The following is a 25,764-nucleotide window of genomic DNA, read 5'->3' as shown; positions in this document are numbered from 1 at the left end:
ATCAATCGCTTCGCCTTGGATCTCCGATCTTGCCGTCGTTCGACAGAAGCACCGCAATCGGCCGCGTGAAGGAAACTGCGCCCAGAACGGCCAGGATGATCACCGTCATCGGCACGGCCAGGACCGCCCCCGGCAGGCCCCAGAGCGCATACCACGAGGCCAACGCCACCAGCACCATCATCGGCGACAGGTTGATCCGGCGCCCCATGACCTGAGGCTCGATGAGCGAGCCGATGACGAATTGCAGCGCCGACAGCACCGCCATGGCGATGAGGGTTGCCTTGATCTCGCCGGTCTGGGCCAGGACCATAAGCGTCGGGGCCACGACGCCCGCCACCGATCCCAGGTAGGGCGTATAGTTCAGCACCCCGATGTAGATCGCCCAGAAACCCGCAAGCTCTACCCCCATCCATTTCAGCGCGACATAGCTCAGCGCCCCCAGGACGATGTTGATCAGCGTCTTGACCGCAAGGAAGCCGCCGATCCTGCTGTTTATGTCAGATGACAAGGCGATCAGCTGATCGGCCTTCTTGCCGGTCGGAAAGGCAAGGTGCAGCTTGCGCACGAAACCGGTGTATTCAATCATCAGGAAGGCGGTATAGAGAAGGATCAGCACGATCAGCCCGCCAAGGCTGCCCATCGCGCCAAGCGCCTGCCGCGCGACCCCGGTCACGTCGATGTTCGAAGCGACGACCGAGGACAGCCCGCCGGGAATGAATTCGTCGATCCGGTAGGCGTCGTCCAAGCGCTTAACGAGACCCAGAATGTTCGCGGTATATTGCGGCAGGCGCTGCACAAGCACTTCGCCGTTGCTGCGCAGCGTGCCGATCAGCAGCACGATGGCCCAGACGAAAAGCCCCAGCACGAGCGCATGGCGCAGGAAAAGCGGCATGTGCCTGAGCCCCGGCACCCGCCCCATCCAGTCGACCACCGTCCAGAGGACGAAGGCCACGACCACGGCAAAGGCGATAGGGATCAGCACGTTCTGCGCGACGTAAAGCACCCAGACGACCAGGATCAGCATCAGCATCCCCGCCGCGGCAGTTATGATCCCCATCGGGCGGGTTTCCGTGCGGTTGCTCATCCCTGTCCCTGTTCCTTGCCGGGTGCCGCGACTGGCCCGTAAAGCTCTGCCGCGCGGCGTTCGAAGGCGCGCACGATCCGCAACATGGCATCGTTGAACACCACGCCGATGATGCCCTGAAGGATAGCATTGCGGAACTCGAAATCGACGTGGAAATCCACCTCGCAGCCACCGGGCACGTCGCGGAAGGCCCAGTTGGATTTCATGTGGCGGAAAGGGCCGTCTATGTATTCGGTGTCTATCTTCAGCGCATCCGGCCAAAGCGTCACTCGGCTGCCGAAGCGTTCACGGAACACCTTGAAGCTGATCACCAGATCGGCCTCCATTACCTCGCCGCCACCGGGGATCGGGCGGCGCGACCGGATGCGGGCGGCCGAGTTCCAGGGCAGGAATTTCGGATAGGATGCGACATCGGCCACCAGATCGTACATCTGGCGTGCCGTGTAGGGCAGGCGCTTGGTCTCGGAATGGGTTGGCATTGCAGTCGGGCTTTTTCCGACATGTGGCCTGCCCGGCCCCGAAGATCAAGCGCCGCCCTGTCGCGGGGTCAGAAGGTTTCGGCAAGTCGGCAAGGGCGTGTGCGCGTGCCAGAGCGTCGGCTGACTGTTCGGCCTCGAACTGGATGCAGCGGCCGTCCTGACCGGTGACAAACTAAATGGGCGGTTTCACCGCGGCCCAGTGGCACCAGGCCAGCGGCTCAACCTGCTGGTCATCGTCGGCATCAGGGTCGGCCCTGATCATCTCGGCAGGGTCCATTCCCGCCATCGGGTATTCCTGCCCGGCCGATCGCTGATGGAAGGCATCGGCCCGAAGCATGTTTGACAGCCCGGAATCGCCCTGTTCCGGCATCTTGCCACAGTCGCCTTCCGCCCGGTCAAGGCGGTGGGCCGCCGCCACCCCGCACGGTCTGCGGGCATGTTCCTTTTAATGATCGACACCGTGGCCGCCCTTGTCTTGCAGGGCAGTTCACCGGTTGCGATCGGATCTCCAAGGTAGACCGCATGCTCAAGAAAGGCCAGCAACGTGGTCCGATCCGCCGCCCCCCTTCCCGTTCAACAGCATGTGTCCGGGCGCCGTCAACGATGGCAGACAGTCCTCTGCCACGGCCTTCCGGTACCATTCACGCGCCTTCACCTCATCAACCGGCACGCCGGCCAAGCCATCCTGATGGCGACTGCCCACGTCTTGCCTGGCGGTGGCAAAGCCCTGCTCTGCCGATGCCAGCGCAAGTTCCTGGCCACGCACCTTGTCCCTGGGGCGACCAGGGCCCTTTTCGTGAAGGTATCCGGGATCCGCCTGTGCCCGCGCATGCCCACGCGAGACCGGAACCTCAAGCTTCGGAACCATCGCGTCTTGTCCCCGCGCGCGAACATCAGCCGGACCCAAAGCGCTCGATGTCATCTTCCGGCTGCGCCGAAACCGGCAGCGGCGCGGCAGGCCCGACCGCACAGATGGCCATCAGCAACCGTTGCATCGCAATACTCCTCTTGAAACCGTGCCAGCTTGGCGCAAGGAAGGGAGGGTTAAAGCCGGATGACGCGCGGGGAAGGCACATGTCCGAATATGTCATCGACCAGATGATCAGCGCCAAGGCCATTGCCGCCCGGGTCGAGACCCTTGCGCGCGAGATCACCCAGCATTTCCGGGGCACCGACAAGCTGGTGGTGGTGGGCCTTCTGCGCGGATCCTTCGTCTTCATCGCCGATCTCGTGCGCGAGATCGACCTGCCGGTAGAGGTGGATTTCCTGGAAGCCTCCAGCTACGGCGATGCTATGCATTCCAGCCGCGAGGTGCGCATCCTGAAGGATCTGAGAGGAGAGATTGCAGGGCGCGACGTGCTGGTGGTCGAGGACATCATCGACACGGGCTTTACCCTGTCCCATGTCCTGCACCTCTTGAAGGCGCGCGAACCCGCGCGGCTAAAGACCTGCGCACTGCTTGACAAACCCTCGCGGCGGGAGGTGCCGGTCAGGGCCGACTGGACGGGCTTCGAAATTCCCGACGAGTTTGTCGTCGGTTACGGCATCGACTTCGCGCAAAGGAACCGCAACCTGCCTTATATTGGCAAGGTGCGCTTCGTGGAATCGGCATGAACATCATTCACTGGCTGGTCCGCGCCAAGCGCTGGGCACAGAATCCACCCTCGGAAGGCCGGGTGAAGCTGGTCCTCGGCGTGATCGCAGTGTGCATCGCGATCGCCGCCTGGGAATGGGCCTTCGGCTGGCCCGAATGGCTGACGGTGAACCGCCTGTCCGCGAAACCGTGACTGGACAGGCCCGTCCGGCCCCCTAGGCTGGACAGCGACGCAAAGCGACAAAGGAAAGGGCGAGCAATGCGGGTCTTGCGCTGGCTGATGGTGCTTGCGGTTATGGGCGCGGGGGGCTTGTGGTATCTGGCGCGGCCGAAGCCACTACCTGCCTCTGCCGTGGCGGGCCTGAGCGGCGACGCCGCGCGCGGTGAGCAGGTGTTCTGGGCAGCCGGCTGCGCTTCGTGCCACATGGCCGAGGGCGCCAGGGGCGAGGCGCAACTGGTGCTTTCCGGGGGGCAGCGCTTTCCATCGGACTTCGGCACGTTCATCGCACCGAACATAAGCCAAGATCCGGTTCACGGAATTGGCGGTTGGAGCCTTCTGGACCTCGCCAATGCACTGAAACGCGGCGTCAGCCCGGGCGGCGAACATTACTACCCTGCACTGCCCTACACCTCCTATGCCAGGATGCGGATGCAGGACGTGGCGGATCTTTACGCCTTTCTCAGGACACTGCCGGCCGATCCCACGCCCAGCAAGCCGCACGAGATCGGCTTCCCCTTCTCGATCCGCGGGATGTTGGGCATCTGGAAGCTGCTGTATCTGAACGAAGGCTGGGCACGGGACGGCAACCTGACACCCACCGCAGACCGCGGCCGCTATATCGTCGAGGCGCTGGCCCATTGCGGCGAATGCCACACGCCCCGCGACGCGCTGGGCGGCATGGATGCCTCGCGCTGGCTGGCCGGGGCGCCGAACCCCTCGGGTCAGGGCCGCATTCCGAACATCACGCCCACCGCGCTGGGCTGGAGCGCAGCAGAAATCGTGCAGTACCTGACAACCGGCTTCACCCCGGACTTCGACAGCGTGGGCGGGCACATGGTTCATGTGGTGGAAAACATGGCCCGCCTGCCGGAAGGCGATCGGATGGCCGTCGCAGAATACCTTCTGGCCGTGCCCGGGGTTCCATGACGGGGGAAAACTGTCCTCAATCTGCCGCGGCGATGCTGCCGGAATGTGCGTTTCTTGTTGCCGTCACCGAACCACAGATCCTGATGCCTGGATCGATCAAGTCCTCTCCGCCAGATCCGCCCAAGGGGGTTTCGTGCTTCGCGCCATCGGCTGGGTTGCTGCCGAAGCTGGCCATGATCGCTTAATTATCGAGGTCAGAAGACGCGGGATTCACCTGCTGCTGACCCACACCCGGTGCATCGTGGTCTGCAACAGCGGCCCGATACGCATGCGTTTCTGATTTTCTGTGAAAAATCGCCTCAGCCTCGCCCCGCCTGCCGGGCCGTCCGCATGCGGGCGAAATCGTCGCCCGCATGGTACGAGGACCGCGTCAGCGGCGTAGCCGAGACCATGAGGAACCCCTTGCCCCAGGCGGCAGTCTCATAGGCCTTGAACTCCTCGGGCGTGACGAAGCGGGCCACGGCGTGGTGTTTGGGCGTCGGTTGCAGATACTGGCCGATGGTCAGGAAATCGACACCGGCCGACCGCATGTCATCCATCACCTGCAGCACGGCCTGCCGATCCTCGCCCAGACCGACCATGATGCCCGACTTGGTGAACATCAGCGGGTCAAGCTCCTTTACCCGCTGCAGAAGCCGCAGGCTGTGGAAATAGCGCGCACCGGGGCGCACCTCGGGATAAAGCCCCGGCACTGTTTCAAGGTTGTGGTTCAGCACGTCCGGTCGCGCAGCGACCACGACTTCCAGCGCCTCGGGCCCGCATCGCAGGAAATCGGGAATCAGCACCTCGATCGTCGTCTCGGGCCGGCGGTGTCGGATCGCCCGGATCGTCTGTGCGAAATGCTCTGCCCCGCCATCGGGCAGGTCGTCACGATCGACCGAGGTGACAACGACATGGTTCAGGCCAAGCTCGGCCACGGCATGGGCCACGCGGCCTGGCTCGAAGGGATCAAGCGCCTGCGGCTTGCCGGTCGCCACATTGCAGAAGGTGCAGCCGCGCGTGCAGATTTCGCCCATGATCATCATGGTGGCGTGGCCCTGAGACCAGCACTCGCCCACGTTGGGGCAACCGGCCTCTTCGCAGACGGTGACCAGCTTCTTTTCGCGCAGGATGTTGCGGGTCTGCCTGTAGCCTTCCGACGTCGGCGCCTTTACCCGGATCCAGGACGGTTTCTTTGGCTGGGCATTGTCCGGCCGATGCGCCTTTTCGGGGTGGCGCTGTTCGGGAAGCTTGAGGTCGCGCACGAAAGTTCCCCCCTGACGGACCGTCCTTCCTGCCAGATAAGGCCAAACGGCCGCCAAGGCAACGCGAAGAGCCCCCACAACGCTGCTCACCCCCCTTGCGAAAGGGACAAGACTTGATCCGGGTCAAGGACCGGAACTTGCCGACGGGGCAGACAGGCGCCATGAGGAGAAAATGATGACATTGCCGGAACTGACCCTAGCCGTGATTGCGCTGCTGGTGACACCGGGGCCGACAAACACGCTGATGCTGGTCGCGGGGGCCGAACGCGGCCTTGCCGGCGCGGCACGGCTCATCCCGGCGGAACTGGCGGGCTATCTGACGCCAATCCTGCCGTTGGCGCTGGTCGGCGCAACGGTGCTGGCCGCCTGGCCAGGGCTGCATGCTGCCGTCACGCTGACAGCAGGGATGTGGGTGGCGGTGCTGGCGGTTCGATTGTGGGGTCTGCCCGCCACGGGAGAGGTGGGCCCTGTCGATGCCCGCGCAGTGTTCGTGACCACGGCGCTCAATCCCAAGGCACTGATCTTCGGGCTGGTAATCCTGCCTTCGCCCGAACGGCTGGGCGCAAATCTGACCATCTTCGCGGGGCTGGTCGTGGCAGTGGCCCTGCTTTGGGCAACAACTGGCGCCGCGCTGCGGGGCGGGTCGCGCGGCCAGCCGCGCGCGCTGCATCTGCTGCGGCGGCTGGCCTCGGTCTGGCTGGGGGCGGTTTCGCTTGTGCTGATCCTGCGCGGCGCGGGGGCCTGATCCGCCCTAGCCTATCAGCGGGCCGGCCTTGCCATAGGTTTCGTCGTAATGCCGTCTCAGACGCATCAGCGCGATCCTGAGGACGATCTTGCCCGAACGCGCTGCCCAGCCCAGACGCTTTTCGGCGACCTCCAGCCCTTCCAGGAAGCAGCAGCAGCGCAATGCGACATCACCCAGCCCAGGCCCCAGATCGCGCAGTGCCGCAGCCACCCGCGCCCTGGCCTGCGAAGGCCCCTCGGCAAGACCGCTGTCGGGCCTGTACGTGCCCCGGTCACCGCCGGTCAGAAACCTGTCCCAGTTCTGCGCAACGCGCGGACCCATCTGCGCCAGCTCGAAATCCTCGCGCAGCCGTTCGGCTGCGTCCACCAGATCGGGCTCGAGAAAGGGCTTGCCGTCCCGGTCCAGTCTGCGACCCAGAAGCGCTACCGGGCTTTCCGCAACATTGTAGCGCACCTTGCGCGGCCCGTCGTCGTCGATCACCTCACGCTCATCCCAATGCCGGTGCTGATCGCCGAACTCTGCGCCTGCCTCGGCCAGACCCCGACGCCGCCGCTCTTCCTCCTCGGTCATCCGCCTCAACGCGGCACGGCCCGCCGCCGTGATCTCGTAGGCCGAAACCCGGCCCGCCTTGCGGCAGGCGATCCAGTCCTTGAGGATGAAGGCTTGCGCCACCGCACGGTCCAGCACTGCGGTGCGCAGGCTGCGGCCATCGGGCAGTTCGCGCAGCACGGCCGCCTTCTCCATCTCCGGGGCAATGGCCAGGACCGCTCCCGGCTCGACCAGTCGGCGCAAGACCCGGCGGCCTTCGCGGGCAAGGGCGGCTTCGTCACAAAGGACAGTCTTTGCGGTGTGACGCATGGCAGCTGACATGGGTACGTCTTCCTTTCGGGCTGGGTCGTCGGCCGGTCGCAGGGCCAGTCGGGCAATCGCATCAAGCGCCTCGTCCATCAGAGGATCCTCGCGCCGGCCCTCGAAGCGGCGCACTTGGCGCAGGATCGTGGAAGCATGCATCCCCTCGCGCCGCGCAAGCGCGCGAAGGGACGTGCCCTCCTCCGTATGGTCAAGGTAGTGGCGCACGGCAGCGGGCAGCCAGGAAGGCAGGCTGGCAGCAGTCAGGTCTGGCAAGTCGATCGTCCCGTCTTTGTCCACCCCGAGCATTCAGGCGAAGTCCGGCCAGGGACATCCGCAACCTTGGGTGGAAATGGTTACCTGTTTGTTAAGCGTTCGGCCGGCCTTAACCCTTGATCCGAAATCCTAAACTTTTCGGTAACCTCCGCGCGCTGCCTGGCTCAGCGCGCAACGCTGGGTTGTTCTGCTGCATAGTCACCTCCACCAAAGGATGGAGTGCCCCATGTCGGATGTCTGGACCCTGCTTGCCACCCTGCGTCGCCCGCGGCTTCTCATGCGCGCGGCGCGGTTCGGTCTGGCAGAATACCACCGCGACCGCGATCTGCGCCGCCTGGTCCGGTCGGTAGGGTCACCTGAAGAAACCGTGCCGCGCCTGATCGAGGCAGAAGCACAACTGGAAGCAACGCGCCAGCAGGGTGATGCGCGCTATTCGGCGGCGCGCCACATCGAAGTGCTGATTGCCCTTCTGGCTGAAGCACAGCTGCTGCGGCGCAGCGCGATGGTCTGAGATGGTCTGAGATAGAAAGGGGCGGCCCTTGCGCCGCCCCTTCGCCCGGTTAAGCCGACGCTTAGATGAAGGCGTCCGGCATCTCGGCCTTGCGGGTCGCCACGAAGGCCTCCAGCGCCTCGCGGATGCCTTCGTCCAGCGCCGGGGGCTGGTAATCGCCAAGCAGCTTCTTCACCCGTTCGGCGGCCAGCGTCTGCGTGTCGCGGCTGCCTTCCTCGGCCCAGGTCTCGAATGGCTTGTAATCCAGCAGGTCCGACCGCCAGAAGGCTGTCTTGAAGTTGGCCTGGGTATGCGAGCATCCCAGGTAATGGCCGCCCGGCCCCACCTCGCGGATCGCGTCCATGGCCTGGCCGTTCTCGTCCATGCTGATGCCTTGTGCCAGATGGTGCAGCGTGCCCAACTGGTCGGCGTCCATCACGAACTTCTCATAGGACGATACCAGCCCACCCTCCAGCCAGCCGCAGGCGTGCAGCATGAAGTTCACCCCAGCCAGCAGCGCCATGTTCAGGCTGTTCGCCGTCTCGTAAGCCGCCTGCGCATCCGGAAGCTTCGAGCCGCAGAATGCCCCGCCCGACCGGTAGGGCAGGTTCATCCGCCGCGCCAGCTGCCCCGCGCCGTAGGTGATGTGCGCGGCCTCGGGCGTGCCGAAGGTGGGCGCGCCCGAGTTCATGTCGATCGAGGTCACGAAGGCGCCGAAGATCACCGGTGCGCCCGGACGGATCAGCTGCGAATAGGCCACACCTGCCAGCACCTCGGCCAGCACCTGCGTCAGCGTCCCCGCCACCGTCACCGGGGCCATGGCGCCGCCGACGATGAACGGGCTGATGATCGCTGCCTGGTTGGCCTTGGCATAGACCTCCAGCGCGCCCATCATGATGCCGTCGAAGGTGAGCGGCGAGTTGATGTTGATGAGCGACGTCATCACCGTGTTGCGGTCAACGAAGTCATCCCCGAACAGGATCTTCGACATCGCCACGGAATCTGCGGCACGCGAGGGTTCGGTGACGGACCCCATGTAAGGCTTGTCCGACAGCGTCATGTGCGCCAGCAGCATGTCCAGGTGCCGCTTGTTCACGGGAATGTCGGTAGGTTCACAGACCGTGCCGCCGGAATGGTGCAGCCATTTCGACATGTAGCCCAGCTTCACGAAATTGCGGAAGTCCTCCAGCGTCGCATAGCGGCGACCACCTTCCATGTCGCGCACGAAGGGGGGGCCATAGACCGGCGCCAGAACCAGATTGCGCCCCCCGATCTCGACATTGCGCTCCGGGTTTCGGGCGTGCTGGGTGAAGCTGGACGGCGCAGTTGCGCACAGCTTGCGGGCCAGACCTCGCGGGATGTGCACACGTTCGCCCTTCACGTCGGCACCCGCCTGGCGCCAACGCTCCAGCGCCTCGGGGTTTTCGACGAAGTTGACCCCGATCTCTTCCAGCACCGTCTCGGCGTTGTGCTCGATGATCTGAAGCGCTTCCTCGTTCAGGATCTCGAAGTTCGGGATGTTGCGCTGGATGAAGCGCGCGGTCTCGAAGCTGATCGCGGTGCGTTCCGCCCGGCGGCTTGCGCCGCCCCCACTGCGCGCCCGGCGCCCTGCCACTTCGTTCATCTAAGACCTCCGTCAGTTTGCCGCCCTTATGCCGCCAAACCTTGCCGTGCCGTCCCCCGTTTCCGTCACCTGCCAACCAAAAGCGACAAGAGCCGGCGCGGATTCCGACCTTTGCCTGCAGCGACCGACCCCTCCGGCCGGGTCTGCGGGGCGTAACCCCGGCTCCGGGCCCCGCCACCCCCTTGCTTCGGCCGAAACCTCGCGCTACGCGGGCGCATGACCCAAGCCCATGACCGCCTTCTGATCATCGACTTCGGCAGCCAGGTGACGCAGCTGATCGCCCGCCGCCTGCGCGAACTGAAGGTCTATTGCGAAATCCACCCCTACAACCGCGTGGACCAGGCCTTCCTGCGCGACTTCGCGCCGAAGGCGGTGATCCTTTCGGGCGGTCCGGCCAGTGTGTATTGGGAGAACGCCCCAATGCCCCCTGCGGGCCTCTTTGATCTGGGCGTGCCGATCCTTGGCATCTGCTACGGCCAGCAGGTGATGATGCACTGCCTCGGCGGTCAGGTCGAAGGGGGGCACGGCACGGCCGAATTCGGCAAGGCCTATGTCAGCCCCACCGAGCTGACCCATCCGATCCTTGCCGGCTGGTTCCCACCCGAGGACGGCCCTCTGGCCCGCGAACAGGTCTGGATGAGCCACGGCGACCATGTCTCGAAGCTCGCCCCCGGTTTCCAGGTGCTGGGCACCTCGCCCAACGCGCCCTTCGCCATAACCGCCGACCCCGAACGCCATTTTTACGCCGTCCAGTTCCACCCCGAGGTACACCATACCCCCAAGGGCGCGAAGCTGTTCGAGAATTTCGTGCGCCTCGCCGGGTTCAGGGGCGACTGGACCATGGGCGCCTATAGGGAAGAGGCGATCCGCAAGATCCGGGAACAGGTGGGCGACGCCAAGGTGATCTGCGGACTGTCGGGCGGGGTGGATTCGTCCGTCGCCGCCGTCCTGATTCACGAGGCGATCGGCGACCAGCTCACCTGCGTCTTCGTCGATCACGGGCTTCTGCGGCTGGGCGAGGCGGAACAGGTCGTCTCCATGTTCCGCGACCATTACAACATGCGCCTGATCCATGCCGACGAAAGCGATCTGTTCCTCTCTGCGCTGGAGGGCGTCAGCGACCCCGAGGTGAAGCGAAAGACCATCGGCAAGCTCTTCATCGACGTTTTTCAGAAACACGCGGCCGAGGTCGGCGGGGCGACCTTCCTTGCCCAGGGCACGCTTTACCCGGACGTGATCGAATCGGTCAGCTTCTCGGGCGGGCCCTCGGTCACGATCAAGAGCCACCACAACGTCGGCGGCCTGCCCGAGAAGATGGGGCTGAAGCTGGTCGAACCGCTGCGCGAACTGTTCAAGGACGAGGTGCGCGCGCTTGGCCGTGAGCTCGGCCTGCCCGAGGCCTTCATCGGCCGCCACCCCTTCCCCGGACCGGGCCTTGCGATCCGTTGCCCGGGCGAGATCACGCGGGAAAAGCTAGACATCCTGCGCCAGGCCGATGCGGTCTATATCGACCAGATCCGCCGCCACGGGCTTTACGACGAGATCTGGCAGGCCTTCGCCGCGATCCTGCCGATGCGCACCGTGGGGGTGATGGGCGACGGGCGGACCTATGACTATGCGCTGGCCCTGCGCGCAGTGACCAGCGTGGACGGGATGACCGCGGACTACTACCCGTTCAGCCACGAATTCCTGTCGGAAACCGCGACGCGGATCATCAACGAGGTCAAGGGCATCAACCGGGTCTTCTACGACTGCACATCAAAGCCGCCGGGAACGATCGAGCTGGAATAGCCCGGTTGCCCCCGGAAGGGCTTTGCCCACAGTCGGAACGCCGAAATACGACAGGGCCGCCCCATGGGGCGGCCCTTTGTGACCCGGAAAACGTCGGTCAAAGCGTGGATCCGTCGCCCGCGTTCAGAACCTGAATCCGCCGCGCAGGGTGAAGGTATTGATATCACCCTCGATATCAGACCCCTGATTGAAGTCGTAGAAGTCATACTGCCGGCGCAGATATTCCGCGCCCACGAAATAGCGCCCACCGAACTGGTAATCGGCGCCCAGGCCAAAAACCGTGCCTGTCGTGTCGATTGTCACCGTTTCATCCGACAGGAAGGATGCGCGCGAGACTCCAAGCGTGCCGTACAGCAGCACATTGTGGAAGGTGTATCCGACACGCCCCTTCAGGTCGAGGAAGCGGGTATATTCATACTCGTCCTTGTAGCTGGTGCCACCGTCCGGTTCGACCTCGTATACCCCACCCTTCGATGCGGCCAGTTCAGCCCCGTACACAAGCGGTCCGTTGCCCCAGTTGTACCCGATGAAGGCACCGAACGCGGGCCCCTCCAGATCGTAGGTTACCGTGTCGCTTCCGTCGTAGTAGTTTCCCCCGTCATGTGTGGCCATCGACAGACCACCATAAAGGCCCGACCAGTCGGCGCCTTGGGCCGACACCGATCCCGCGGCAGATGACAGCGCAAGCGCCGCAGCGACAGAGATGAGATAACGCACTACTCGCTCCTCGAAGTTCACTTAAATTGAGAACAGGTTAACAGATGTCTGTTGGCCTTGCATCAGCCCGAGAGACCGCAACTTTCGGGATGTGGCATGAAATCAACATCGATCCCGGCGCCTCTGGACATTGCCGCCCGGCGCAGCGAGGGTCCGGCCTCATGACTCGGACCCACCGCCCCCTTGCCGCCGCGCTCTGGATGACGGGTTCCATCGCGGCCTTCACCTCGATGGCCATTGCCACGCGCGAGATCGGGGGCGAGCATGACACCTTTGAAATCCTTGCCTACCGGTCGGTGATCGGCTGGCTGATCGTCGTCGGCGCGGCGCTTGCCTTGGGGCGGCAGGGTCAGATCACGGCTGACCGGCTGGGCAGCCACGTTCTGCGCAACCTGTTCCATTTCACCGGCCAGTCGCTGTGGTTCTGGTCAATCACCCTGATTCCGCTGGCCCAGGTCTTCGCGTTGGAGTTCACCTCGCCGATCTGGGTCATGCTGCTGGCGCCGCTGGTCCTTGGCGAACGGCTTACCCGATCGCGGCTTCTGGCGGCGGCCCTGGGTTTTGCCGGCATCCTGGTGGTCGCCCGCCCCGACTTCGCCGCCCTTGACCCGGGCATCATGGCCGCCGCCGGCGCCGCCTTCTTCTTCGCCTCGACGACGCTGATGACCAAGCGGCTGACCCGGAACGAGCCCATCATCGCGATCCTGTTCTGGCTGACGCTGATGCAGGCGGTTCTGGGTGGCGTCATGGTGCTGTGGGACGGCAGGGTTGCACTGCCATCCCTGGCCACCCTGCCGTGGCTTTGCGTCATCGCAGTTGCGGGCGTGACTGCGCATCTCTGCCTGACCACGGCCCTGTCGCTGGCGCCGGCCAATGTGGTGGTGCCGGTCGATTTCGCTCGCCTGCCGATCATCGCGGCCATTGGCGCGGTGTTCTACGCCGAACCGGTCGAGGCCAGCCTTTTCCTGGGCGTCGGCCTGATCTTTCTGGGCATCTGGATCAATCTGAACGCCGAAACCCGTGCGGACAGGCAACAGCGCAAGGTCACGAATCCGTGACGCGGCGTCATCAATTGACCGGTTTTCAACCTGCGCTTAGCGTTTCGGTCAGGGGAAATCTCGCAAATGGGATGGGGGAAAATGAAACGTATTCTCTGCTCGGCCGCCGCGCTGGCGGCCGCTGCATCCGGGGCGCAGGCCGGGGGTGTCGAGCGTTCGACACAATCAGTCGCGATCCTGTTCGAGAAGGGCCGCTACGCGGAACTGAGCTTCGGGCATTTCGATCCGACGGTCACAGGCTCGGTTCTGGGCGGGCTGCTTCCTTCGGGCGACATGTCGTCAAGCTTCAATTCCTGGAGTCTCGGCTACAAGATGGACATCGGCGACCGGATGGCCCTTGCCGTCATCGTGGACCAGCCGATCGGCGCCGATGTGGCCTACCCCGGCACATTCGGACCGCTGTCCTATCCGCTTGCCGGAACAACCGCGACGCTGACGTCCAGCGCCGTCACCGCCCTGCTGCGCTACAGGTTCGAAAGCAACGTCTCGCTCTATGGCGGCTTGCGGTATCAGACCGTGCACGGCGAGGTGTCGATACCGCTGGTGGCGCATCCGGTATTGGGGGGCTACACGCTCGACACAAATGACGATTCCGAATTCGGCTATGTCGTTGGTGTCGCTTGGGAAAAGCCCGAGATTGCCGCGCGGGTGGCGCTGACCTACAATTCGGCGATAACGCATCAACTGGAGTCACTTGAATTCGGCGTGGTGGCCGCCGGCTTCGAGACAGAGGTGCCGCAATCTCTCAACCTGGAATTCCAGACGGGCATCGCCAAGGACACACTGCTGTTCGGTTCGATCCGCTGGGTGGACTGGTCGGAATTCGTGATCGCACCGCCTGCCTATCTGCTCGCCACCTCGGGGCAAGCGTTGGTCGATTATCCGAACGATCGGGTGACCTACAATCTTGGCATCGGAAGACGCTTCAGCGAAAACTGGTCCGGCGCGGTGATCCTTGGCTATGAGCCGGCCGATGGCGAACTGACGGGCAACCTCGGCCCAACCGACGGGTTCAGAAGCGCGGGCCTTGCCGTCACCTATACGATGGACAGCCTCAAGATAACCGGCGGCATCCGGTATGTCGATATCGGTGATGCGACGACGAACCCGCCGGTCAGCGCAAGCTTCAGCGGAAACCATGGGCTTGGTGTCGGGATCCGCGTCGGCTACACCTTCTGAGCCTTGCGTACTGCCGCTGCAAACCCCGCCTTCTGGCGGGGTTTTTCGTTGTGAAGCCAAAGGCACGCGGCTAACACAGGCCGCGAAGAGGTGACGCGATGATATATGCTTCCGGCAAGGACTATCTGGCCGCCCCACGCAAGCGGGTGATGCTGTTCGGCATGTCGGGCCTGGGCAAGACCCATCTTGCCAACATGCTGCGCGACCAGGGGTCGTGGTTCCACTACTCGGTCGATTACCGGATCGGCACCCGCTACATGGGCGAATACATCGCCGACAATTTCAAGCGCGAGGCGATGAAGGTGCCGCTGCTTCGGGAATTGCTGATGACCGACAGCGTCTACATCGCGTCGAACATCACCTTCGACAACCTTGCGCCCCTGTCCACCTATCTGGGAAAGCCCGGCGACCCGGCACGAGGCGGCGTGCCCTTTGCCGAATACATGAAGCGGCAGGAACAGCACCGCCAGGCCGAAATCGCCGCTACCCTTGACACCGCCCGCTTCATCGAACGGGCCGAGGAGATCTACGGCTATCCGAATTTCGTCTGCGACACCTCCGGCTCGATCTGCGAGGTTGTGGAGCCGGACGATCCCGGCGACCCGGTGATGCGGCAGCTGTCCGACACGCTGCTTCTGGTCTGGATCAAGGGGTCCGAGGCGCATACGGCAGAACTGGTCCGCCGCTTCGATCGCGCGCCCAAGCCGATGTATTACCAGCCGAACTTTCTTCATGCGATGTGGGAAGAATACCGCGCAACCCACGATGTTACTGAAGAATCCTGCGATCCAGATCATTTCGTGCGCTGGACCTATGCCCGCGCGCTGGCACACCGCCAGCCGCGCTATGCCGCCATGGCGCGCTGGGGCGTCACCGTGACGGCGGAAGAGGTGTCAGCCGTGCGCACCGCCACAGGCTTCGACGCTCTGATCGCCCGCGCGCTTGATCGTCAGGTCTGATCCCTCTACATCCACCGCTCCAGAAGGACGCGAAAGATGCCCATCACCCTGCCCGAGACCCTGCCCGCCTTTGAAGTTCTGCGGAACGAGGGCGTCATGGTCATGACGCCCGAACGCGCGGCGCGGCAGGACATCCGCCCGCTGCGCATCGGGCTTCTGAACCTGATGCCGAAGAAGATCCAGACAGAGAACCAGTTCGCCCGCCTGATTGGCGCCACGCCCCTGCAGATCGACCTGCAACTGATCCGCATGACGGAGCATCAGACGAAGAACACCGCGGCCGAACACATGGCAACCTTCTACCGACCCTTCCAGGAGGTGAAGGAAGAAAAGTTCGACGGCCTCATCATTACCGGCGCACCGGTCGAGCACCTGCCCTTCGAGGAAGTCACCTATTGGGGCGAACTGTGCGAAGTCTTCGACTGGACCCAGACCAACGTGCATTCCACCTTCGGCGTCTGCTGGGGGGGGATGGCGATGATCTACCATTTCCACCGGGTCCAGAAACACATGCTGCCGGCCAAGGCCTTCGGTTGCTTCCGGCACAGGAACCTTTGCCCGACATCGCCCTATCTGCGCGGTTTCTCGGATGACTTCGTGATCCCGGTCAGCCGCTGGACCGAGATGAAACAGGCCGAGATCGACGCCGTTCCGGGCCTGAAGACACTGCTTGGCTCCGACGAAGTCGGCCCCTGTCTGGTCGAGGATGCAGCGCATCGGGCGCTCTACATCTTCAACCACTTCGAATACGACAGCGACACGCTGAAACAGGAATACGACCGCGACGTGGCCAATGGCACGCCGATCAACGTGCCGGTGAACTACTACCCCGATGACAACCCCGCGATGCCGCCCCTGAACCGGTGGAGAAGCCACGCCCATCTTCTATATGGCAACTGGATCAACGAGATCTACCAGACCACGCCATATGACCTGAACGAGATTGGCCGCTAGCCTCCTCATCGCTGCCTTGACCATTGCCGGCGCCACGCACTGGCGCGCCTCGGCACGCGAGGCGGCGGCTCTGGCAGCCTATCCCCCGTCGGGCGATTTCATCCCTGTCGAAGGTCGGAAGCTGCATTACGAAATGGTCGGCAGCGGCCCCGATCTGGTGATGATTCACGGGGCCTCCGGTTCCCTGCGCGACCTCACCCATGCCTTGCGCGACCGGCTGACCGACCGGTTCCGCGTGACAGTGGTTGACCGCCCCGGCCTTGGCCATTCCGACCCGCTTGACGAGGTGTCGCTGCGCGCGCAGGCACGGCACATCGCGGCGGGGCTGGCGCGGCTTGGCGTCCGCAATCCCGTGGTTCTTGGACAAAGCTACGGCGGCGCGGTTGCGCTGGCCTGGGCGCTGGAGGGCGGGCCGCGGTCGCTGGTTCTGGTTGGCTCGCCCTCGCTGCCCTGGCCCGGCACGCTTGACCCCTGGTACAGGGTCACCGCGACGAAACCCGGCCGGGCGCTGGCCGCCCCGCTGGCCTCGGCCTTCGTGCCGCGGGCCTATATCCGGTCTGCCACTGCCGATGTCTTTGCGCCGGACCCTGTTCCACCCGGTTATGAAGAACACCTGGGCATGCCGCTGATCCTTCGGCGTCAGTCCCTGGCCGCGAATGCCGCCCAAGTCAATGCTCTGCGCGCCGAACTGGTCGGGATGCAGCACCGCTACCGGGATCTGACCCTGCCGGTCGAGCTTATCCATGGCAGCGCGGACAGGATCGTTCCGATCGACATCCACTCACGCCCGCTTTCGCGGCTGCTGCCCGACGCGCGGCTGACCGTGATCAAGGGCGCCGGCCACATGCCACATCATTCGCACCCCGAAACGGTGATCACAGCCATCGACCGCGCCGCATTGCGCTGACCGGACCATTCGCCATACTGCGGCAAAACGGGAGGCCCAACATGACCCTGCCATTCGACGGTGCAATCAGCCGCTATTTCCGCGAAGGCGCACCCGAAGCCGTGCGCAAGGCCATCGAACAGGGCGGCAAGGACGAGATCCTGACAAGATCCTACCCCTATCGGGAAGAGATGAAGCGCAAGGACTATGACACCCACATGAGCGCGCTTCAGATCGAACTGGCCAAGATGCAGGCCGGTATCAAGGCCTCGGGCCAGCGGATGATCGTGATCTTCGAGGGGCGCGACGCCGCCGGCAAGGGCGGCACCATCAAGGTGGCGACCGAGAACCTGAACCCGCGCCAGGCCTATGTCGTGGCCCTGCCGAAACCGACCGAACGCGAAAGCCAGCAGTGGTATTTCCAGCGCTATGTCGACTGGTTCCCGGCACAGGGCGAAATCGCACTTTACGACCGCAGCTGGTACAACCGAGCGATGATCGAACATGTCTTCGGCTTCTGCACGCCGGACCAGCGCGAAAAGTTCTTCCGCCAACTGCCGGAATTCGAACAGATGATCGTCGATGAGGGCATCATCTTCCTCAAGCTCTGGCTGGAGGTCGGGCGCGCAGAGCAGCTGCGCCGCTTCCTTGCGCGGGAACAGGATCTGCTGAAGCAGTGGAAACTCTCGAAGATCGACGTGGACGGCCTGGCGAAGTGGGACGACTACTGCGCCGCCATCGACGAGACGATGAAGCGCACCCATTTCAGCAATGCACCCTGGACGGTGATCCTGTCCGACGACAAGAAGCGTGCCCGCATCGCCGCGATCCAGACGATCCTGGGCGCGGTGGACTATGCGGGCAAGGACGCGAAGGCCATCGGCAAGGTCGATAGCAGCATATGCGGCGGGCCGAAGCTTCGGCCGAAGGACTGACCTTGAAGCGCGGCTATCATCACGGAAACCTGCGGCAGGCCCTTGTCGAGGCCGCGCTGACGCTGATCGTCGCAAAGGGGCCGCAGGGCTTTACCCTGTCCGAGGCCGCAAAGGCGGCGGACGTGACACCGGCGGCCGTCTATCGGCATTTCGCGGGGCGCGACGACCTTCTGGCCGAGGTCGCGAGGCAAGGCTTCGACATTTTCGCGGCACTTCTGGAATACGCTTATGACGAAGGCCGCCCCTCGCCGATTGCTGCCTTCGAGGCAACAGGTCGCGCCTATCTGGCCTTCGCACGCAAATATCCCGGCCATTATCAGGCCATGTTCGAAAGCGGGCTGCAGCCGGGAAAACATCCCGACCTTGCGCAGGTTGCCGCCAAGGCGCGGGCAACGATGGACCGGGCCGCAGACAACCTGGCGCGCGGCCTGCCCGCAGACCGGCGCCCGCCGGCCAGCATGATCTCGGCCCACGTCTGGGCCGTCAGCCATGGGGTGGTGGAACTGTTCCTGCGCGGCAATGGCGGCCCGCAGCCCTGGCCGCCCGAGGATCTGCTGGAAACGGCCATCGGCATCTATCTGCGTGGCCTGGGCCTGCTGGCCCCCGACCTCTGATGCGGCGCGGCCGTGCGGCCGCACAGCTTTCCACTCGTCGTCGCGCCTGCGCGCTCCTCCTCGGCGATGGGGGGATTCTGCCCCCAAGCCCCCTGAGAGCATTTGGAAAAGAGCAAGTGTGCTTGCTTCTTCCGAAACACTCCACGGGTGCGCGGGGGTATCAGACCCCCGCTTGGTCGAGCCGGTTGGCCGGAACGGCCAGAGGCGTGATGCAGGGGTGCAGCCCTAGCGGAACAGCACCAGCGCCGAGGGACTCCAGGCCACGCGCACCTTCTCTCCCACATCCAGAACCGGACGTCCGGGAACGTTTCGCATGGACAGACGCACCTCGACATCAGTGCCGCCAAGATAGACATCGTAATAGGTCATGTCGCCGAAATAGATCACCTCGTCGATGACCCCGGCAGTCTCGCGCTCGATCGCCTTCTGGTCGTCATAGAGCAAGGTCATCGTCTCTGGTCGAAGACCCACGACCGGGCTTTCCCCTTTCGCGGCTGGCGCCGCCGAAGCGTCGATGGTGACCCGACCAAGCCCCTTGGCCTCTACCTCCACCTTGTCACCGCTTTCCGAAAGCACCTCGGCCGGGATGAAGTTCATCGTGCCGATGAAATCGGCGACCTTCTTCGAATTGGGCCGGCGATAAAGGGTTTCGGGATCGGCAAGCTGGGCAATCTCGCCTTCGAACATGACGGCAATGCGGTCGGACATGACCAGCGCCTCCTCCTGGTCGTGCGTCACCAGGATGAAGGTGATGCCGACCTGGCGTTGCAGCTTGATCAGCTCAACCTGCATGTGTTCGCGCATCTTCTTGTCGAGTGCCGACAGCGGCTCGTCCAGAAGCAAGACCTTGGGCTTCAGGATCAGCGCGCGCGCCAGCGCCACCCGCTGGCGCTGCCCACCAGACAGCGCGTGCGCCGCACGATTGCCGAAGCCCTTCAGCCCCACCATCTCAAGCGCCTCGGCCACGGCGCGGGCCTTTTCCTGCTTAGAGCGTGGATCCTTGCGCAGCCCGAAGCCCACGTTTTCAGCGACCGTCATGTGCGGAAAGATCGCATAGGACTGGAACACCATGTTCGTGGGGCGCACGTTCGGCGGCACGCCGGCCATGTCCTTGCCGTCTATCATCACGACGCCCGAGGATATATCCTCGAACCCGGCGATGGTGCGCAGAAGCGTGGTCTTGCCACAGCCCGAAGGCCCGAGCAGCGAGAAGAACTCCCCGGCCTTGATCGTGCCGTTGATCCCCCGCAGCGCGTGGTAGTCGCCGTAGTACTTGTGGACATCCCGGAACTCGATCATCGTCGGGCGGTCGTCGGAAAAGGTCACAGGAAGCCTCCGGTATCTTTGCCGCCGGCCTTGGCGATGCCACGGCGACGGAAATACTCGGCCACGCCGAGCAGGATGATCGAGAACAGGACCAGCACCGTCCCCAGCGCCAGCATGGACGGAACCTTGGCCGGAAAGCGGAACTGGCCGAAGATGTAGACCGACAGGATCGGCTGGCCCGAACCCAGGAAGTTCGCGATGATGAACTCATCGAACGAGATGGTGAAACAGATCAGGAAGCTGGCCAGAATCCCGGGCATGACCAGTGGCAGGATGATCAGCCGGAAGGTCGACCACTGCGTTTCGCCCAGATCCATCGCCGCCTCTTCCAGAGAGCGGTCAAGTGACTGGAAGGCCGAGGTCAGGATCGCCACGGCAAAGGGAGTGCAGATCAGCGTCTGGCCGATGATCACGGTCAGCAGGGACAGCGTGATGTTCAATGACAGAAGCACGACCAGAAGCGCCATGGCCACGATCATTTCGGGCAGCACCAGGGGCAGCATGATCAGCCCCATCAGCGGTGCCTTGCCCGGAAAGCTGTAGCGAACCGAGGCGCGGGCAGCGAAAATGCCCAGCACGGTGGAAAGGGAGGCAACCGAAAGCGCGATGATCAGGCTGTTCTTCGCCGCATTGCGCAGGTTCACGTCGCCCAGCATCTCGGAAAACCAGTTCAGTGTGAACCCGGTGAGTGGAAAGGCAACCACCCGGCTGTCGTTGAAGGCAAAGATCGGCAGCAGGATGATGGGGCTGTACAGAAACAGCAGATAGGCCAGCGTGAAGCCGCGCAGGATCGGAGCCTTCTTCATTTCTGCCCTCGCAGGAAACGGCGGTTCAACAGGACGAAGGCGATGCTGACGATACCCACCATCGTCATCGAGGCCACGGCAAAGGCCGATCCCTGCGGCATGTTCTGCAGGCGCAGGAGCTGCGTCTCGATGAAGTTGGCGATCATCGGCTCCTTGCCGTCGCCCACCAGACGCGGGGTCACATAGTCGCCGACTGTCGGGATGAAGACGATCAGCGCAGCAGCAATGACGCCCGGCATCGAAAGCGGCAAGGTCACGCGCAGGAAGGTGCGCCAGCGCGTCTCGCCCAGGTCCTGGCCGGCCTCCAACAGGCTGCGATCGACCTTCTCGAGGCTCACGAAGACAGGCAGAACGGCAAACGGCGCATAGGCGTGGGCCAGAACGAAGATGATCGCCGGGATCCCGTAGCTGGCAAAGTTCAACTGGGTATCCATGATCCCCAGCGAAATCAGCGCACGGTCCAGAACACCGTCATAGCCCAGGATCACGAACCACAGGCTTACGCGGATGATGTAGCTGGTCCAGAAGGGAATGGTGATCAGGAACAGCCACAGGCTTTTCCGTTCCGGCCTGACATGGAAACTGACGTAGTAGGCGACAGGATAGGCCAGCAGGACAGTGATCAGCGTCACCGTAAGCGCCACCATCAGCGACTTGAACATGATGAAGCCGTAGACCGGCTGCGACCACAGCCGGGCATAGTTCTCGATGGTCAGCGGCAGCGCCACCACGCCGCGGCCGCCCGTCATCACCGAATACACCAGAACGGTCGCCAGAGGCACAGCCAGAAGAAGGATGACGTAGATTGCCGTCGGACTGATGAGCTTGAGGCCCGCCCTGGCCTCGGACTTAGGCGTCGCAGCCATGTTTCCCCCTGTCCTGCCCACGCCATTCTACCCGGCGCGGTACCCGGCCCCGCTATTTGATCAAATCTAGCCCGACGCACCCCGCCAAGGCAAGAGGGCCATCGCAGGCCACGACAACCGGTGCCGGAAGGCGGGCGCCTTCCGGGCATCCGGTCGCGGGCCGGGGGCGGACCTAGCCTGCCACGCGTTCAATGGCAATGGCGCGTTTCTTCAGCTCATCGTAAAGCGTCGGCACGACGCGGACAGAGCTGACCGCCACGCGCAGCGCATCGGCAATCCGTGCCTCGGACGGGTCGTCGCCAGCCACGCGCCAGACCATGCGCCGCGCCACGCCGTCGTCATAGACAATCTCGGTCGTGCCCTTGCGCGTCTTGCGCCAGCCAAGAAAATCTGCGCCCCCATGGGGCGCATGAAAGGTCGATTGCAGGCCCATTTTCGGACTCTCGCCATATCTGCTCGTGACCCGACTTTCTGTCAGGCAGGCCAATCCGGTCAATTGCCCCGCCGAATCACAGCGGCGTGAGCGAGTCATTCCTGCAACAGGTCGGAAATTCCGGTCTCAGACGGTCAGGTCTGCGGGGGGCCGCGCCAGGAGTTCGGCCAGCGTCGTTACGGCTGCGACAAAATCATGCCTTGGCAGGTTCGCGGCGATGGCGATGCGGATCGCATTCGGTGCGCGCGCGTGGACCAGCGCATATTCGTCGGCCGAACGCAGCAGCACTCCGCGAGCTTCGGCCATGCGCACGAAGGTCGAAGCACGCCAACCCTGTGGCATGCGCAGCCAGACAAAGGGCACACCCGGCTGCCAGCACAGGTCATATCCGCCCAGAAGGTTCAGCAGAATCTGTTGGCGGGCGGCGAATTCGGCCTGAACCTTCGACTTGATGTCCGCAGCCGCCCCACTGCGGAACAGATGCAGCATCAAGTCGGCCACCGGCCGAGACAGGGCAAAGAAGCCGTATTGCGCCGTCAGCCGACCAGCCTCGCCCATGCCGGACGGACAGATCACATAGCCGAAGCGCAATGCGGCCGAGATGGTCTTGGATACGGACCCCACCAGCCACACCCTTTCCGGGGCCAGCGCACGCAACGAGGGGATATCACTTTCGGCAACCGAATAGCAGTCATCCTCAAGCACCTGAAGATCGTAACTTCTGGCAATATCGGCAATTTCCTGCCTCCGCCTCACCGGCATCCGTCCGGTCGTGGGGTTCTGCGCCTCGGTCGTCAGACACAGTACCTGGGCACCATGTCGACGGCAGGCAGCCTCGAGCGCGGCAGGCACCATGCCGTGCTCGTCTATCTCGACAGCCACCACTTCGGCCCGCGCCGCGCGGGCCGCGTAGCGGAAACCGGGATAGGCCAGCTCCTCGATCAGCACCACCGGACGCTCGCCGCGGAGGCAGCAGTCGAAGATCAGCGAGATCGCATTCTGCCCGCCATGGGTCAGCGCCACGTCATCCGGCCCGATCGGCCCCAGGATGCGGTCGCCCATCCAGGCCACGATCTCTGCCCGCAAGGCGGCCTCGCCCCGCTGGCTGGTGTAGTCCAGCCAGCCCTGCCCCGTCGCTTCCGCCATCACCAGAAGGGCAGCGCGGAACGCCTCGGCCTGGCCCACCTCGGGTACCAGCGGCGGACGCAGGTCCACAAGCCCGGTCGCCCCGCCGGTTACCCGTTCGGTATACAAAGGCTGTGTAGGCCCAAGGCGTGGCGATTGTGCCGCAACAAAAGTGCCGCGGCCCACCGTTGCGGCAAGCAGACCTTCCTGGGTTGCCAACTGATAGGCCCGGGCAACGGTGCCTGGGGTAAGATGCAGCCGCCAGGCCAGATCGCGCACCGTAGGCAATTGGGAATCCGGGGGAAGTTCACCGCTGCGGATCGCCTCGCGCAAGGCCCGCGAGAGGGCAAGATACTTTGGTCCGGGAAATTGACTCAGATTCGGCACCCAATTTGTATCTGGCACAATAATCCTCTGGCGACTCATTGAAAACCCTTGCTACATTGTTCCTACAGAAATGTTCCGATTGTATCAATACAAATCACAGGAGGCTGCGATGTACCGCAGCGACATCAGAACCCTTCCCTTTGCCGGCCGGTCCGGCCTGGTCAGGCGTTTGGTCCGTACTCTTTCCGAAGCAATCATCCGGCAGCGCGAACGCCAGTCCCTCGGACATCTTGATGCGCATCTGCTGCGCGACATCGGACTTTCGCCGGAACAGGCACGAATCGAGGCGGCCAAGCCGTTCTGGCGAGCCTGAAGTCCCCACTCTTCCTACCCCTGACTGGGCCGGGCTTTCCCGGCCTTTTTTTCTGCCAAGTGCCGCGATGCAAGGCCACGTTGCAGGCAGAGGTCTTTGACGGCGCGGCTATGGCCTTGTTCCGCATCCCGCACTGATCTATCGTTTTTTCGCAAGCTGTTCGCAGCCCGAGGATGAACTGTGGTGCAGAATTCCGGGTCGGAGGTCTGTGTCATCATTGCCGCATTCAATGCCGCAAGCACGATCGGCTCTGCGGTTGCTTCAGCCTTGGCAGAGCCGGAAGTATCTGAGGTCGTGGTCGTGGACGATGCGTCCACAGATGACAGCGATCAGGCCGCCATGGCTGCAGATGACGGGTCACGACGGCTGAAGGTCGTCCGACAGTCACGGAACGCCGGGCCTTCGGCCGCCCGCAACCTTGGAATCGCCATCAGCCGGGCCCCACGGATCGCGATACTGGATTCAGATGACCTGATCCTGCCAGGTCGCTTTGCCGCCCTTGCCGCTGCGCCCGAGGCAGAGCTTGTTGCCGACAACATCCTGTTCGTCGACCCAGATCGCGCCCCGTGGCCCCCAATTGTCCCGGTCACCATGCTGGCAGACTTTACCGATCTTTCGCTGGCGACATTCGTGCAGGGTAACATCGCCCACCGGAAACGTCCTCGCGGCGAGCTGGGATTTCTGAAGCCCGTCCTGTCGCGGGCGTTCCTCGACGGACAAGGGCTGCGCTACGATGAGTCCATCCGACTGGGTGAAGACTACGATCTCTATGTCCGCATGATGATGCGCGGAGCACGGTTCCTTGTGACCCGACGCATCGGCTATGCGGCACAGGTGCGGGCGGCATCGCTGAGCGGGCAGCACCGGACAAGGGATCTTCTGGAACTCTACCGTGCATCCCGGCGACATCTGGATGCGATCGACCCTTCCGACCCGGCGTTTGCGATGATCCGGCGACATGCCCGACAAGTGCGCGGAAAATTCCTGTATCGCGACTTCCTGGACCGGAAGTCGGAGAACGGCTTGCTGGCCGCTGCAGCCTTTGCCCTTTGGCCGCCGGGGCGGGTATGGACAATCGGATCCCGGGTGGCACAGGACAAGCTTCACCTTGTCAGGCCACTTCCCGCGCAGCCGCAATACACCTTGTTCCAGGGGTGATGCGCGCGCCTGGCGGCCAGAATTCGGTCATTGTCCCACCCTGCCTGCACCACAGCGCCGTCGCGACAGTGACGCCTTCGATGCAGCGCGAACGCATGGCGGCGTCTGCCGCCTATGACGAAGGCCTCGGACATCGGCAGAAACCGCCCGCACCTCTCCCGCACTTCTGTTGCGCCGCAACAAGGAACGGCCGCGGAAATCCGCGGCCGCTGGCATCGTGTATCCGGCCTGAACGAACCGGATCAGCGCTTGGAGAACTGGAACGACCGGCGGGCCTTCGGCTTGCCGTACTTCTTCCGTTCGACCACGCGGCTGTCGCGGGTCAGGAAGCCAGCCGCCTTCAGCGCCGGGCGCAGCGAGGGTTCGTAAAGCTGCAGCGCCTTCGAGATGCCGTGCTTCACGGCGCCGGCCTGGCCCGACAGCCCGCCGCCAGCCACGGTGGCATACACGTCGAACTGGCCTTCGACATTGGCCACCTGGAACGGCTGCTTCAGGATCATCTGCAGCACCGGGCGGGCAAAATAGGTCGCCATGTCCTTTCCGTTGACCACAACCTTGCCCGAACCCGGCTTGACCCAGACGCGGGCAACCGCATCCTTGCGCTTGCCGGTGGCATAGGACCGGCCGAGCTTGTCGCGGACAGGCTGGCGCGGCGCGGCCTCGACGGCGGCGGGTGCCGAACCCACGGCCGATTTCAGGTCGTCGAGAGATTTGATGTCGGCCAT

Annotated in this window: 29 protein-coding genes; 15 read left to right on the top strand and 14 right to left on the bottom strand. The window is 63.9% G+C overall.

Features of this window, described 5'->3' with window-relative positions:
- Position 1 precedes the first annotated feature (1 nt).
- From EZM81_RS01305 to EZM81_RS18735, 4 genes are all read right to left on the bottom strand, one after another.
- Complete coding sequence (locus EZM81_RS01305; RefSeq protein WP_135447007.1) at positions 2 to 1,084, bottom strand: AI-2E family transporter; 1,083 nt, start codon at positions 1,082 to 1,084, stop codon at positions 2 to 4.
- Positions 1,081 to 1,563 carry a type II toxin-antitoxin system RatA family toxin gene (locus EZM81_RS01300; protein WP_135447009.1) on the bottom strand — a complete coding sequence of 161 codons (483 nt, stop codon included), beginning with the start codon at positions 1,561 to 1,563 and terminating at the stop codon, positions 1,081 to 1,083. The genes EZM81_RS01305 and EZM81_RS01300 overlap by 4 nt, the downstream gene beginning before the upstream one ends.
- Positions 1,564 to 1,735: 172 nt before the next feature.
- On the bottom strand, positions 1,736 to 1,981 hold the full coding sequence (locus EZM81_RS01295; RefSeq protein ID WP_136644505.1) for a hypothetical protein: 246 nt from the start codon (positions 1,979 to 1,981) through the stop codon (positions 1,736 to 1,738).
- Between the two features lie 108 nt (positions 1,982 to 2,089).
- On the bottom strand, positions 2,090 to 2,431 hold the full coding sequence (locus tag EZM81_RS18735; protein ID WP_371685706.1) for a tetratricopeptide repeat protein: 342 nt from the start codon (positions 2,429 to 2,431) through the stop codon (positions 2,090 to 2,092).
- A gap of 206 nt (positions 2,432 to 2,637) precedes the next feature.
- Here EZM81_RS18735 and hpt point away from each other — a divergent pair, with 206 nt between their 5' ends.
- From hpt to EZM81_RS01280, 3 genes are all read left to right on the top strand, one after another.
- The gene (gene hpt / locus EZM81_RS01285) at positions 2,638 to 3,177 is read left to right on the top strand and encodes a hypoxanthine phosphoribosyltransferase (protein WP_135447016.1); all 540 of its coding nucleotides are present in this window, start codon (positions 2,638 to 2,640) and stop codon (positions 3,175 to 3,177) included.
- A complete protein-coding gene (locus EZM81_RS18165; RefSeq protein WP_169052270.1) occupies positions 3,174 to 3,350 on the top strand; it encodes a hypothetical protein in 177 nt (58 codons plus the stop codon). The genes hpt and EZM81_RS18165 overlap by 4 nt, the downstream gene beginning before the upstream one ends.
- Positions 3,351 to 3,416: 66 nt before the next feature.
- The gene (locus EZM81_RS01280; protein ID WP_136644503.1) at positions 3,417 to 4,304 is read left to right on the top strand and encodes a c-type cytochrome; all 888 of its coding nucleotides are present in this window, start codon (positions 3,417 to 3,419) and stop codon (positions 4,302 to 4,304) included.
- Positions 4,305 to 4,603: 299 nt separating this feature from the next.
- Here the strand turns inward: EZM81_RS01280 and lipA are convergent, their stop codons facing one another.
- Positions 4,604 to 5,548 (bottom strand): lipoyl synthase, encoded by a 945-nt coding sequence (gene lipA, locus EZM81_RS01270; RefSeq protein WP_136644501.1) that lies wholly within the window; start codon positions 5,546 to 5,548, stop codon positions 4,604 to 4,606.
- Between the two features lie 172 nt (positions 5,549 to 5,720).
- Here lipA and EZM81_RS01265 point away from each other — a divergent pair, with 172 nt between their 5' ends.
- The gene (locus EZM81_RS01265; protein WP_248298098.1) at positions 5,721 to 6,293 is read left to right on the top strand and encodes a hypothetical protein; all 573 of its coding nucleotides are present in this window, start codon (positions 5,721 to 5,723) and stop codon (positions 6,291 to 6,293) included.
- A gap of 6 nt (positions 6,294 to 6,299) precedes the next feature.
- On the opposite strand, the gene EZM81_RS01260 is transcribed toward EZM81_RS01265, so the two are convergent.
- Positions 6,300 to 7,451: a DUF6456 domain-containing protein gene (locus EZM81_RS01260; protein WP_136644499.1), complete on the bottom strand. Its 1,152-nt coding sequence runs from the start codon at positions 7,449 to 7,451 to the stop codon at positions 6,300 to 6,302.
- Positions 7,452 to 7,644: 193 nt separating this feature from the next.
- On the opposite strand from EZM81_RS01260, the gene EZM81_RS01255 reads away from it, so the two are divergent.
- Positions 7,645 to 7,929 (top strand): DUF6477 family protein, encoded by a 285-nt coding sequence (locus EZM81_RS01255; protein ID WP_136644498.1) that lies wholly within the window; start codon positions 7,645 to 7,647, stop codon positions 7,927 to 7,929.
- 61 nt (positions 7,930 to 7,990) lie between these two features.
- Here EZM81_RS01255 and EZM81_RS01250 read toward each other — a convergent pair whose 3' ends face one another.
- Positions 7,991 to 9,532: a trimethylamine methyltransferase family protein gene (locus EZM81_RS01250; RefSeq protein ID WP_135447026.1), complete on the bottom strand. Its 1,542-nt coding sequence runs from the start codon at positions 9,530 to 9,532 to the stop codon at positions 7,991 to 7,993.
- A gap of 216 nt (positions 9,533 to 9,748) precedes the next feature.
- On the opposite strand from EZM81_RS01250, the gene guaA reads away from it, so the two are divergent.
- Positions 9,749 to 11,323, top strand: a complete 1,575-nt coding sequence (gene guaA / locus EZM81_RS01245) for a glutamine-hydrolyzing GMP synthase (protein WP_136644497.1) — start codon at positions 9,749 to 9,751, stop codon at positions 11,321 to 11,323.
- A 123-nt stretch (positions 11,324 to 11,446) separates the two neighbouring features.
- Here the strand turns inward: guaA and EZM81_RS01240 are convergent, their stop codons facing one another.
- Entirely contained in the window at positions 11,447 to 12,040 is a 594-nt protein-coding gene (locus EZM81_RS01240; RefSeq protein WP_169052269.1) for an outer membrane protein, read from the bottom strand.
- 161 nt (positions 12,041 to 12,201) lie between these two features.
- Here EZM81_RS01240 and EZM81_RS01235 point away from each other — a divergent pair, with 161 nt between their 5' ends.
- The 7 genes from EZM81_RS01235 to EZM81_RS01205 all read left to right on the top strand — a co-directional run bounded on the left by EZM81_RS01235 (position 12,202) and on the right by EZM81_RS01205 (position 18,625).
- Entirely contained in the window at positions 12,202 to 13,098 is an 897-nt protein-coding gene (locus tag EZM81_RS01235) for a DMT family transporter (protein ID WP_136644495.1), read from the top strand.
- Positions 13,099 to 13,179: 81 nt separating this feature from the next.
- Positions 13,180 to 14,277, top strand: coding sequence for an outer membrane beta-barrel protein (locus EZM81_RS01230; RefSeq protein WP_136644494.1), 1,098 nt, complete (start codon positions 13,180 to 13,182; stop codon positions 14,275 to 14,277).
- A gap of 98 nt (positions 14,278 to 14,375) precedes the next feature.
- Entirely contained in the window at positions 14,376 to 15,236 is an 861-nt protein-coding gene (locus EZM81_RS01225; protein WP_136644493.1) for an ATPase, read from the top strand.
- A gap of 36 nt (positions 15,237 to 15,272) precedes the next feature.
- Complete coding sequence (gene metA, locus EZM81_RS01220; protein WP_135447041.1) at positions 15,273 to 16,190, top strand: homoserine O-succinyltransferase; 918 nt, start codon at positions 15,273 to 15,275, stop codon at positions 16,188 to 16,190.
- 16 nt (positions 16,191 to 16,206) lie between these two features.
- Complete coding sequence (locus EZM81_RS01215; RefSeq protein ID WP_248298097.1) at positions 16,207 to 17,097, top strand: alpha/beta fold hydrolase; 891 nt, start codon at positions 16,207 to 16,209, stop codon at positions 17,095 to 17,097.
- Positions 17,098 to 17,138: 41 nt separating this feature from the next.
- On the top strand, positions 17,139 to 18,011 hold the full coding sequence (gene ppk2, locus EZM81_RS01210) for a polyphosphate kinase 2 (RefSeq protein ID WP_135447045.1): 873 nt from the start codon (positions 17,139 to 17,141) through the stop codon (positions 18,009 to 18,011).
- The gene (locus EZM81_RS01205; protein WP_136644491.1) at positions 17,978 to 18,625 is read left to right on the top strand and encodes a TetR/AcrR family transcriptional regulator; all 648 of its coding nucleotides are present in this window, start codon (positions 17,978 to 17,980) and stop codon (positions 18,623 to 18,625) included. Before ppk2 ends, EZM81_RS01205 begins: the two co-directional genes overlap by 34 nt.
- 225 nt (positions 18,626 to 18,850) lie before the next feature.
- Here EZM81_RS01205 and EZM81_RS01200 read toward each other — a convergent pair whose 3' ends face one another.
- The 5 genes from EZM81_RS01200 to EZM81_RS01180 all read right to left on the bottom strand — a co-directional run bounded on the left by EZM81_RS01200 (position 18,851) and on the right by EZM81_RS01180 (position 23,607).
- Entirely contained in the window at positions 18,851 to 19,924 is a 1,074-nt protein-coding gene (locus EZM81_RS01200; RefSeq protein ID WP_205909942.1) for an ABC transporter ATP-binding protein, read from the bottom strand.
- A gap of 23 nt (positions 19,925 to 19,947) precedes the next feature.
- Positions 19,948 to 20,757, bottom strand: coding sequence for an ABC transporter permease (locus EZM81_RS01195; RefSeq protein WP_136644490.1), 810 nt, complete (start codon positions 20,755 to 20,757; stop codon positions 19,948 to 19,950).
- Positions 20,754 to 21,623, bottom strand: coding sequence for an ABC transporter permease (locus tag EZM81_RS01190; RefSeq protein ID WP_135447053.1), 870 nt, complete (start codon positions 21,621 to 21,623; stop codon positions 20,754 to 20,756). Before EZM81_RS01190 ends, EZM81_RS01195 begins: the two co-directional genes overlap by 4 nt.
- A 172-nt stretch (positions 21,624 to 21,795) precedes the next feature.
- Complete coding sequence (locus tag EZM81_RS01185) at positions 21,796 to 22,056, bottom strand: hypothetical protein (protein WP_135447055.1); 261 nt, start codon at positions 22,054 to 22,056, stop codon at positions 21,796 to 21,798.
- 126 nt (positions 22,057 to 22,182) lie between these two features.
- Complete coding sequence (locus tag EZM81_RS01180; RefSeq protein WP_248298096.1) at positions 22,183 to 23,607, bottom strand: PLP-dependent aminotransferase family protein; 1,425 nt, start codon at positions 23,605 to 23,607, stop codon at positions 22,183 to 22,185.
- 70 nt (positions 23,608 to 23,677) lie between these two features.
- Here EZM81_RS01180 and EZM81_RS01175 point away from each other — a divergent pair, with 70 nt between their 5' ends.
- Positions 23,678 to 23,881, top strand: coding sequence for a DUF1127 domain-containing protein (locus EZM81_RS01175; protein WP_136644488.1), 204 nt, complete (start codon positions 23,678 to 23,680; stop codon positions 23,879 to 23,881).
- 183 nt (positions 23,882 to 24,064) lie between these two features.
- Positions 24,065 to 25,039, top strand: a complete 975-nt coding sequence (locus EZM81_RS01170) for a glycosyltransferase family 2 protein (RefSeq protein WP_136644487.1) — start codon at positions 24,065 to 24,067, stop codon at positions 25,037 to 25,039.
- 242 nt (positions 25,040 to 25,281) lie between these two features.
- On the opposite strand, the gene rpsI is transcribed toward EZM81_RS01170, so the two are convergent.
- The gene (rpsI, locus tag EZM81_RS01165; RefSeq protein WP_135447064.1) at positions 25,282 to 25,764 is read right to left on the bottom strand and encodes a 30S ribosomal protein S9; all 483 of its coding nucleotides are present in this window, start codon (positions 25,762 to 25,764) and stop codon (positions 25,282 to 25,284) included.

This window comes from Tabrizicola sp. YIM 78059 (assembly GCF_004959785.1).
Classification (GTDB): Bacteria; Pseudomonadota; Alphaproteobacteria; order Rhodobacterales; family Rhodobacteraceae; genus Tabrizicola; species Tabrizicola caldifontis.
This window is presented reverse-complemented; position numbering and strand designations above follow the sequence as displayed.

Excerpts from the sequence above, each read along its gene's own strand:
- EZM81_RS01305 (WP_135447007.1), bottom strand. The coding sequence starts at position 1,084 with ATGAGCAACCGCACGGAAACCCGCCCGATGGGGATCATAACTGCCGCG.
- EZM81_RS01300 (WP_135447009.1), bottom strand. The coding sequence starts at position 1,563 with ATGCCAACCCATTCCGAGACCAAGCGCCTGCCCTACACGGCACGCCAG.
- EZM81_RS18735 (WP_371685706.1), bottom strand. The coding sequence starts at position 2,431 with ATGGTTCCGAAGCTTGAGGTTCCGGTCTCGCGTGGGCATGCGCGGGCA.
- hpt (WP_135447016.1), top strand. The coding sequence starts at position 2,638 with ATGTCCGAATATGTCATCGACCAGATGATCAGCGCCAAGGCCATTGCC.
- EZM81_RS18165 (WP_169052270.1), top strand. The coding sequence starts at position 3,174 with ATGAACATCATTCACTGGCTGGTCCGCGCCAAGCGCTGGGCACAGAAT.
- EZM81_RS01280 (WP_136644503.1), top strand. The coding sequence starts at position 3,417 with ATGCGGGTCTTGCGCTGGCTGATGGTGCTTGCGGTTATGGGCGCGGGG.
- EZM81_RS01265 (WP_248298098.1), top strand. The coding sequence starts at position 5,721 with ATGATGACATTGCCGGAACTGACCCTAGCCGTGATTGCGCTGCTGGTG.
- EZM81_RS01260 (WP_136644499.1), bottom strand. The coding sequence starts at position 7,451 with ATGCTCGGGGTGGACAAAGACGGGACGATCGACTTGCCAGACCTGACT.
- EZM81_RS01255 (WP_136644498.1), top strand. The coding sequence starts at position 7,645 with ATGTCGGATGTCTGGACCCTGCTTGCCACCCTGCGTCGCCCGCGGCTT.
- EZM81_RS01250 (WP_135447026.1), bottom strand. The coding sequence starts at position 9,532 with ATGAACGAAGTGGCAGGGCGCCGGGCGCGCAGTGGGGGCGGCGCAAGC.
- guaA (WP_136644497.1), top strand. The coding sequence starts at position 9,749 with ATGACCCAAGCCCATGACCGCCTTCTGATCATCGACTTCGGCAGCCAG.
- EZM81_RS01235 (WP_136644495.1), top strand. The coding sequence starts at position 12,202 with ATGACTCGGACCCACCGCCCCCTTGCCGCCGCGCTCTGGATGACGGGT.
- EZM81_RS01230 (WP_136644494.1), top strand. The coding sequence starts at position 13,180 with ATGAAACGTATTCTCTGCTCGGCCGCCGCGCTGGCGGCCGCTGCATCC.
- EZM81_RS01225 (WP_136644493.1), top strand. The coding sequence starts at position 14,376 with ATGATATATGCTTCCGGCAAGGACTATCTGGCCGCCCCACGCAAGCGG.
- metA (WP_135447041.1), top strand. The coding sequence starts at position 15,273 with ATGCCCATCACCCTGCCCGAGACCCTGCCCGCCTTTGAAGTTCTGCGG.
- ppk2 (WP_135447045.1), top strand. The coding sequence starts at position 17,139 with ATGACCCTGCCATTCGACGGTGCAATCAGCCGCTATTTCCGCGAAGGC.
- EZM81_RS01205 (WP_136644491.1), top strand. The coding sequence starts at position 17,978 with ATGCGGCGGGCCGAAGCTTCGGCCGAAGGACTGACCTTGAAGCGCGGC.
- EZM81_RS01200 (WP_205909942.1), bottom strand. The coding sequence starts at position 19,924 with ATGATCGAGTTCCGGGATGTCCACAAGTACTACGGCGACTACCACGCG.
- EZM81_RS01195 (WP_136644490.1), bottom strand. The coding sequence starts at position 20,757 with ATGAAGAAGGCTCCGATCCTGCGCGGCTTCACGCTGGCCTATCTGCTG.
- EZM81_RS01190 (WP_135447053.1), bottom strand. The coding sequence starts at position 21,623 with ATGGCTGCGACGCCTAAGTCCGAGGCCAGGGCGGGCCTCAAGCTCATC.
- EZM81_RS01185 (WP_135447055.1), bottom strand. The coding sequence starts at position 22,056 with ATGGGCCTGCAATCGACCTTTCATGCGCCCCATGGGGGCGCAGATTTT.
- EZM81_RS01180 (WP_248298096.1), bottom strand. The coding sequence starts at position 23,607 with ATGAGTCGCCAGAGGATTATTGTGCCAGATACAAATTGGGTGCCGAAT.
- EZM81_RS01175 (WP_136644488.1), top strand. The coding sequence starts at position 23,678 with ATGTACCGCAGCGACATCAGAACCCTTCCCTTTGCCGGCCGGTCCGGC.
- rpsI (WP_135447064.1), bottom strand. The coding sequence starts at position 25,764 with ATGGCCGACATCAAATCTCTCGACGACCTGAAATCGGCCGTGGGTTCG.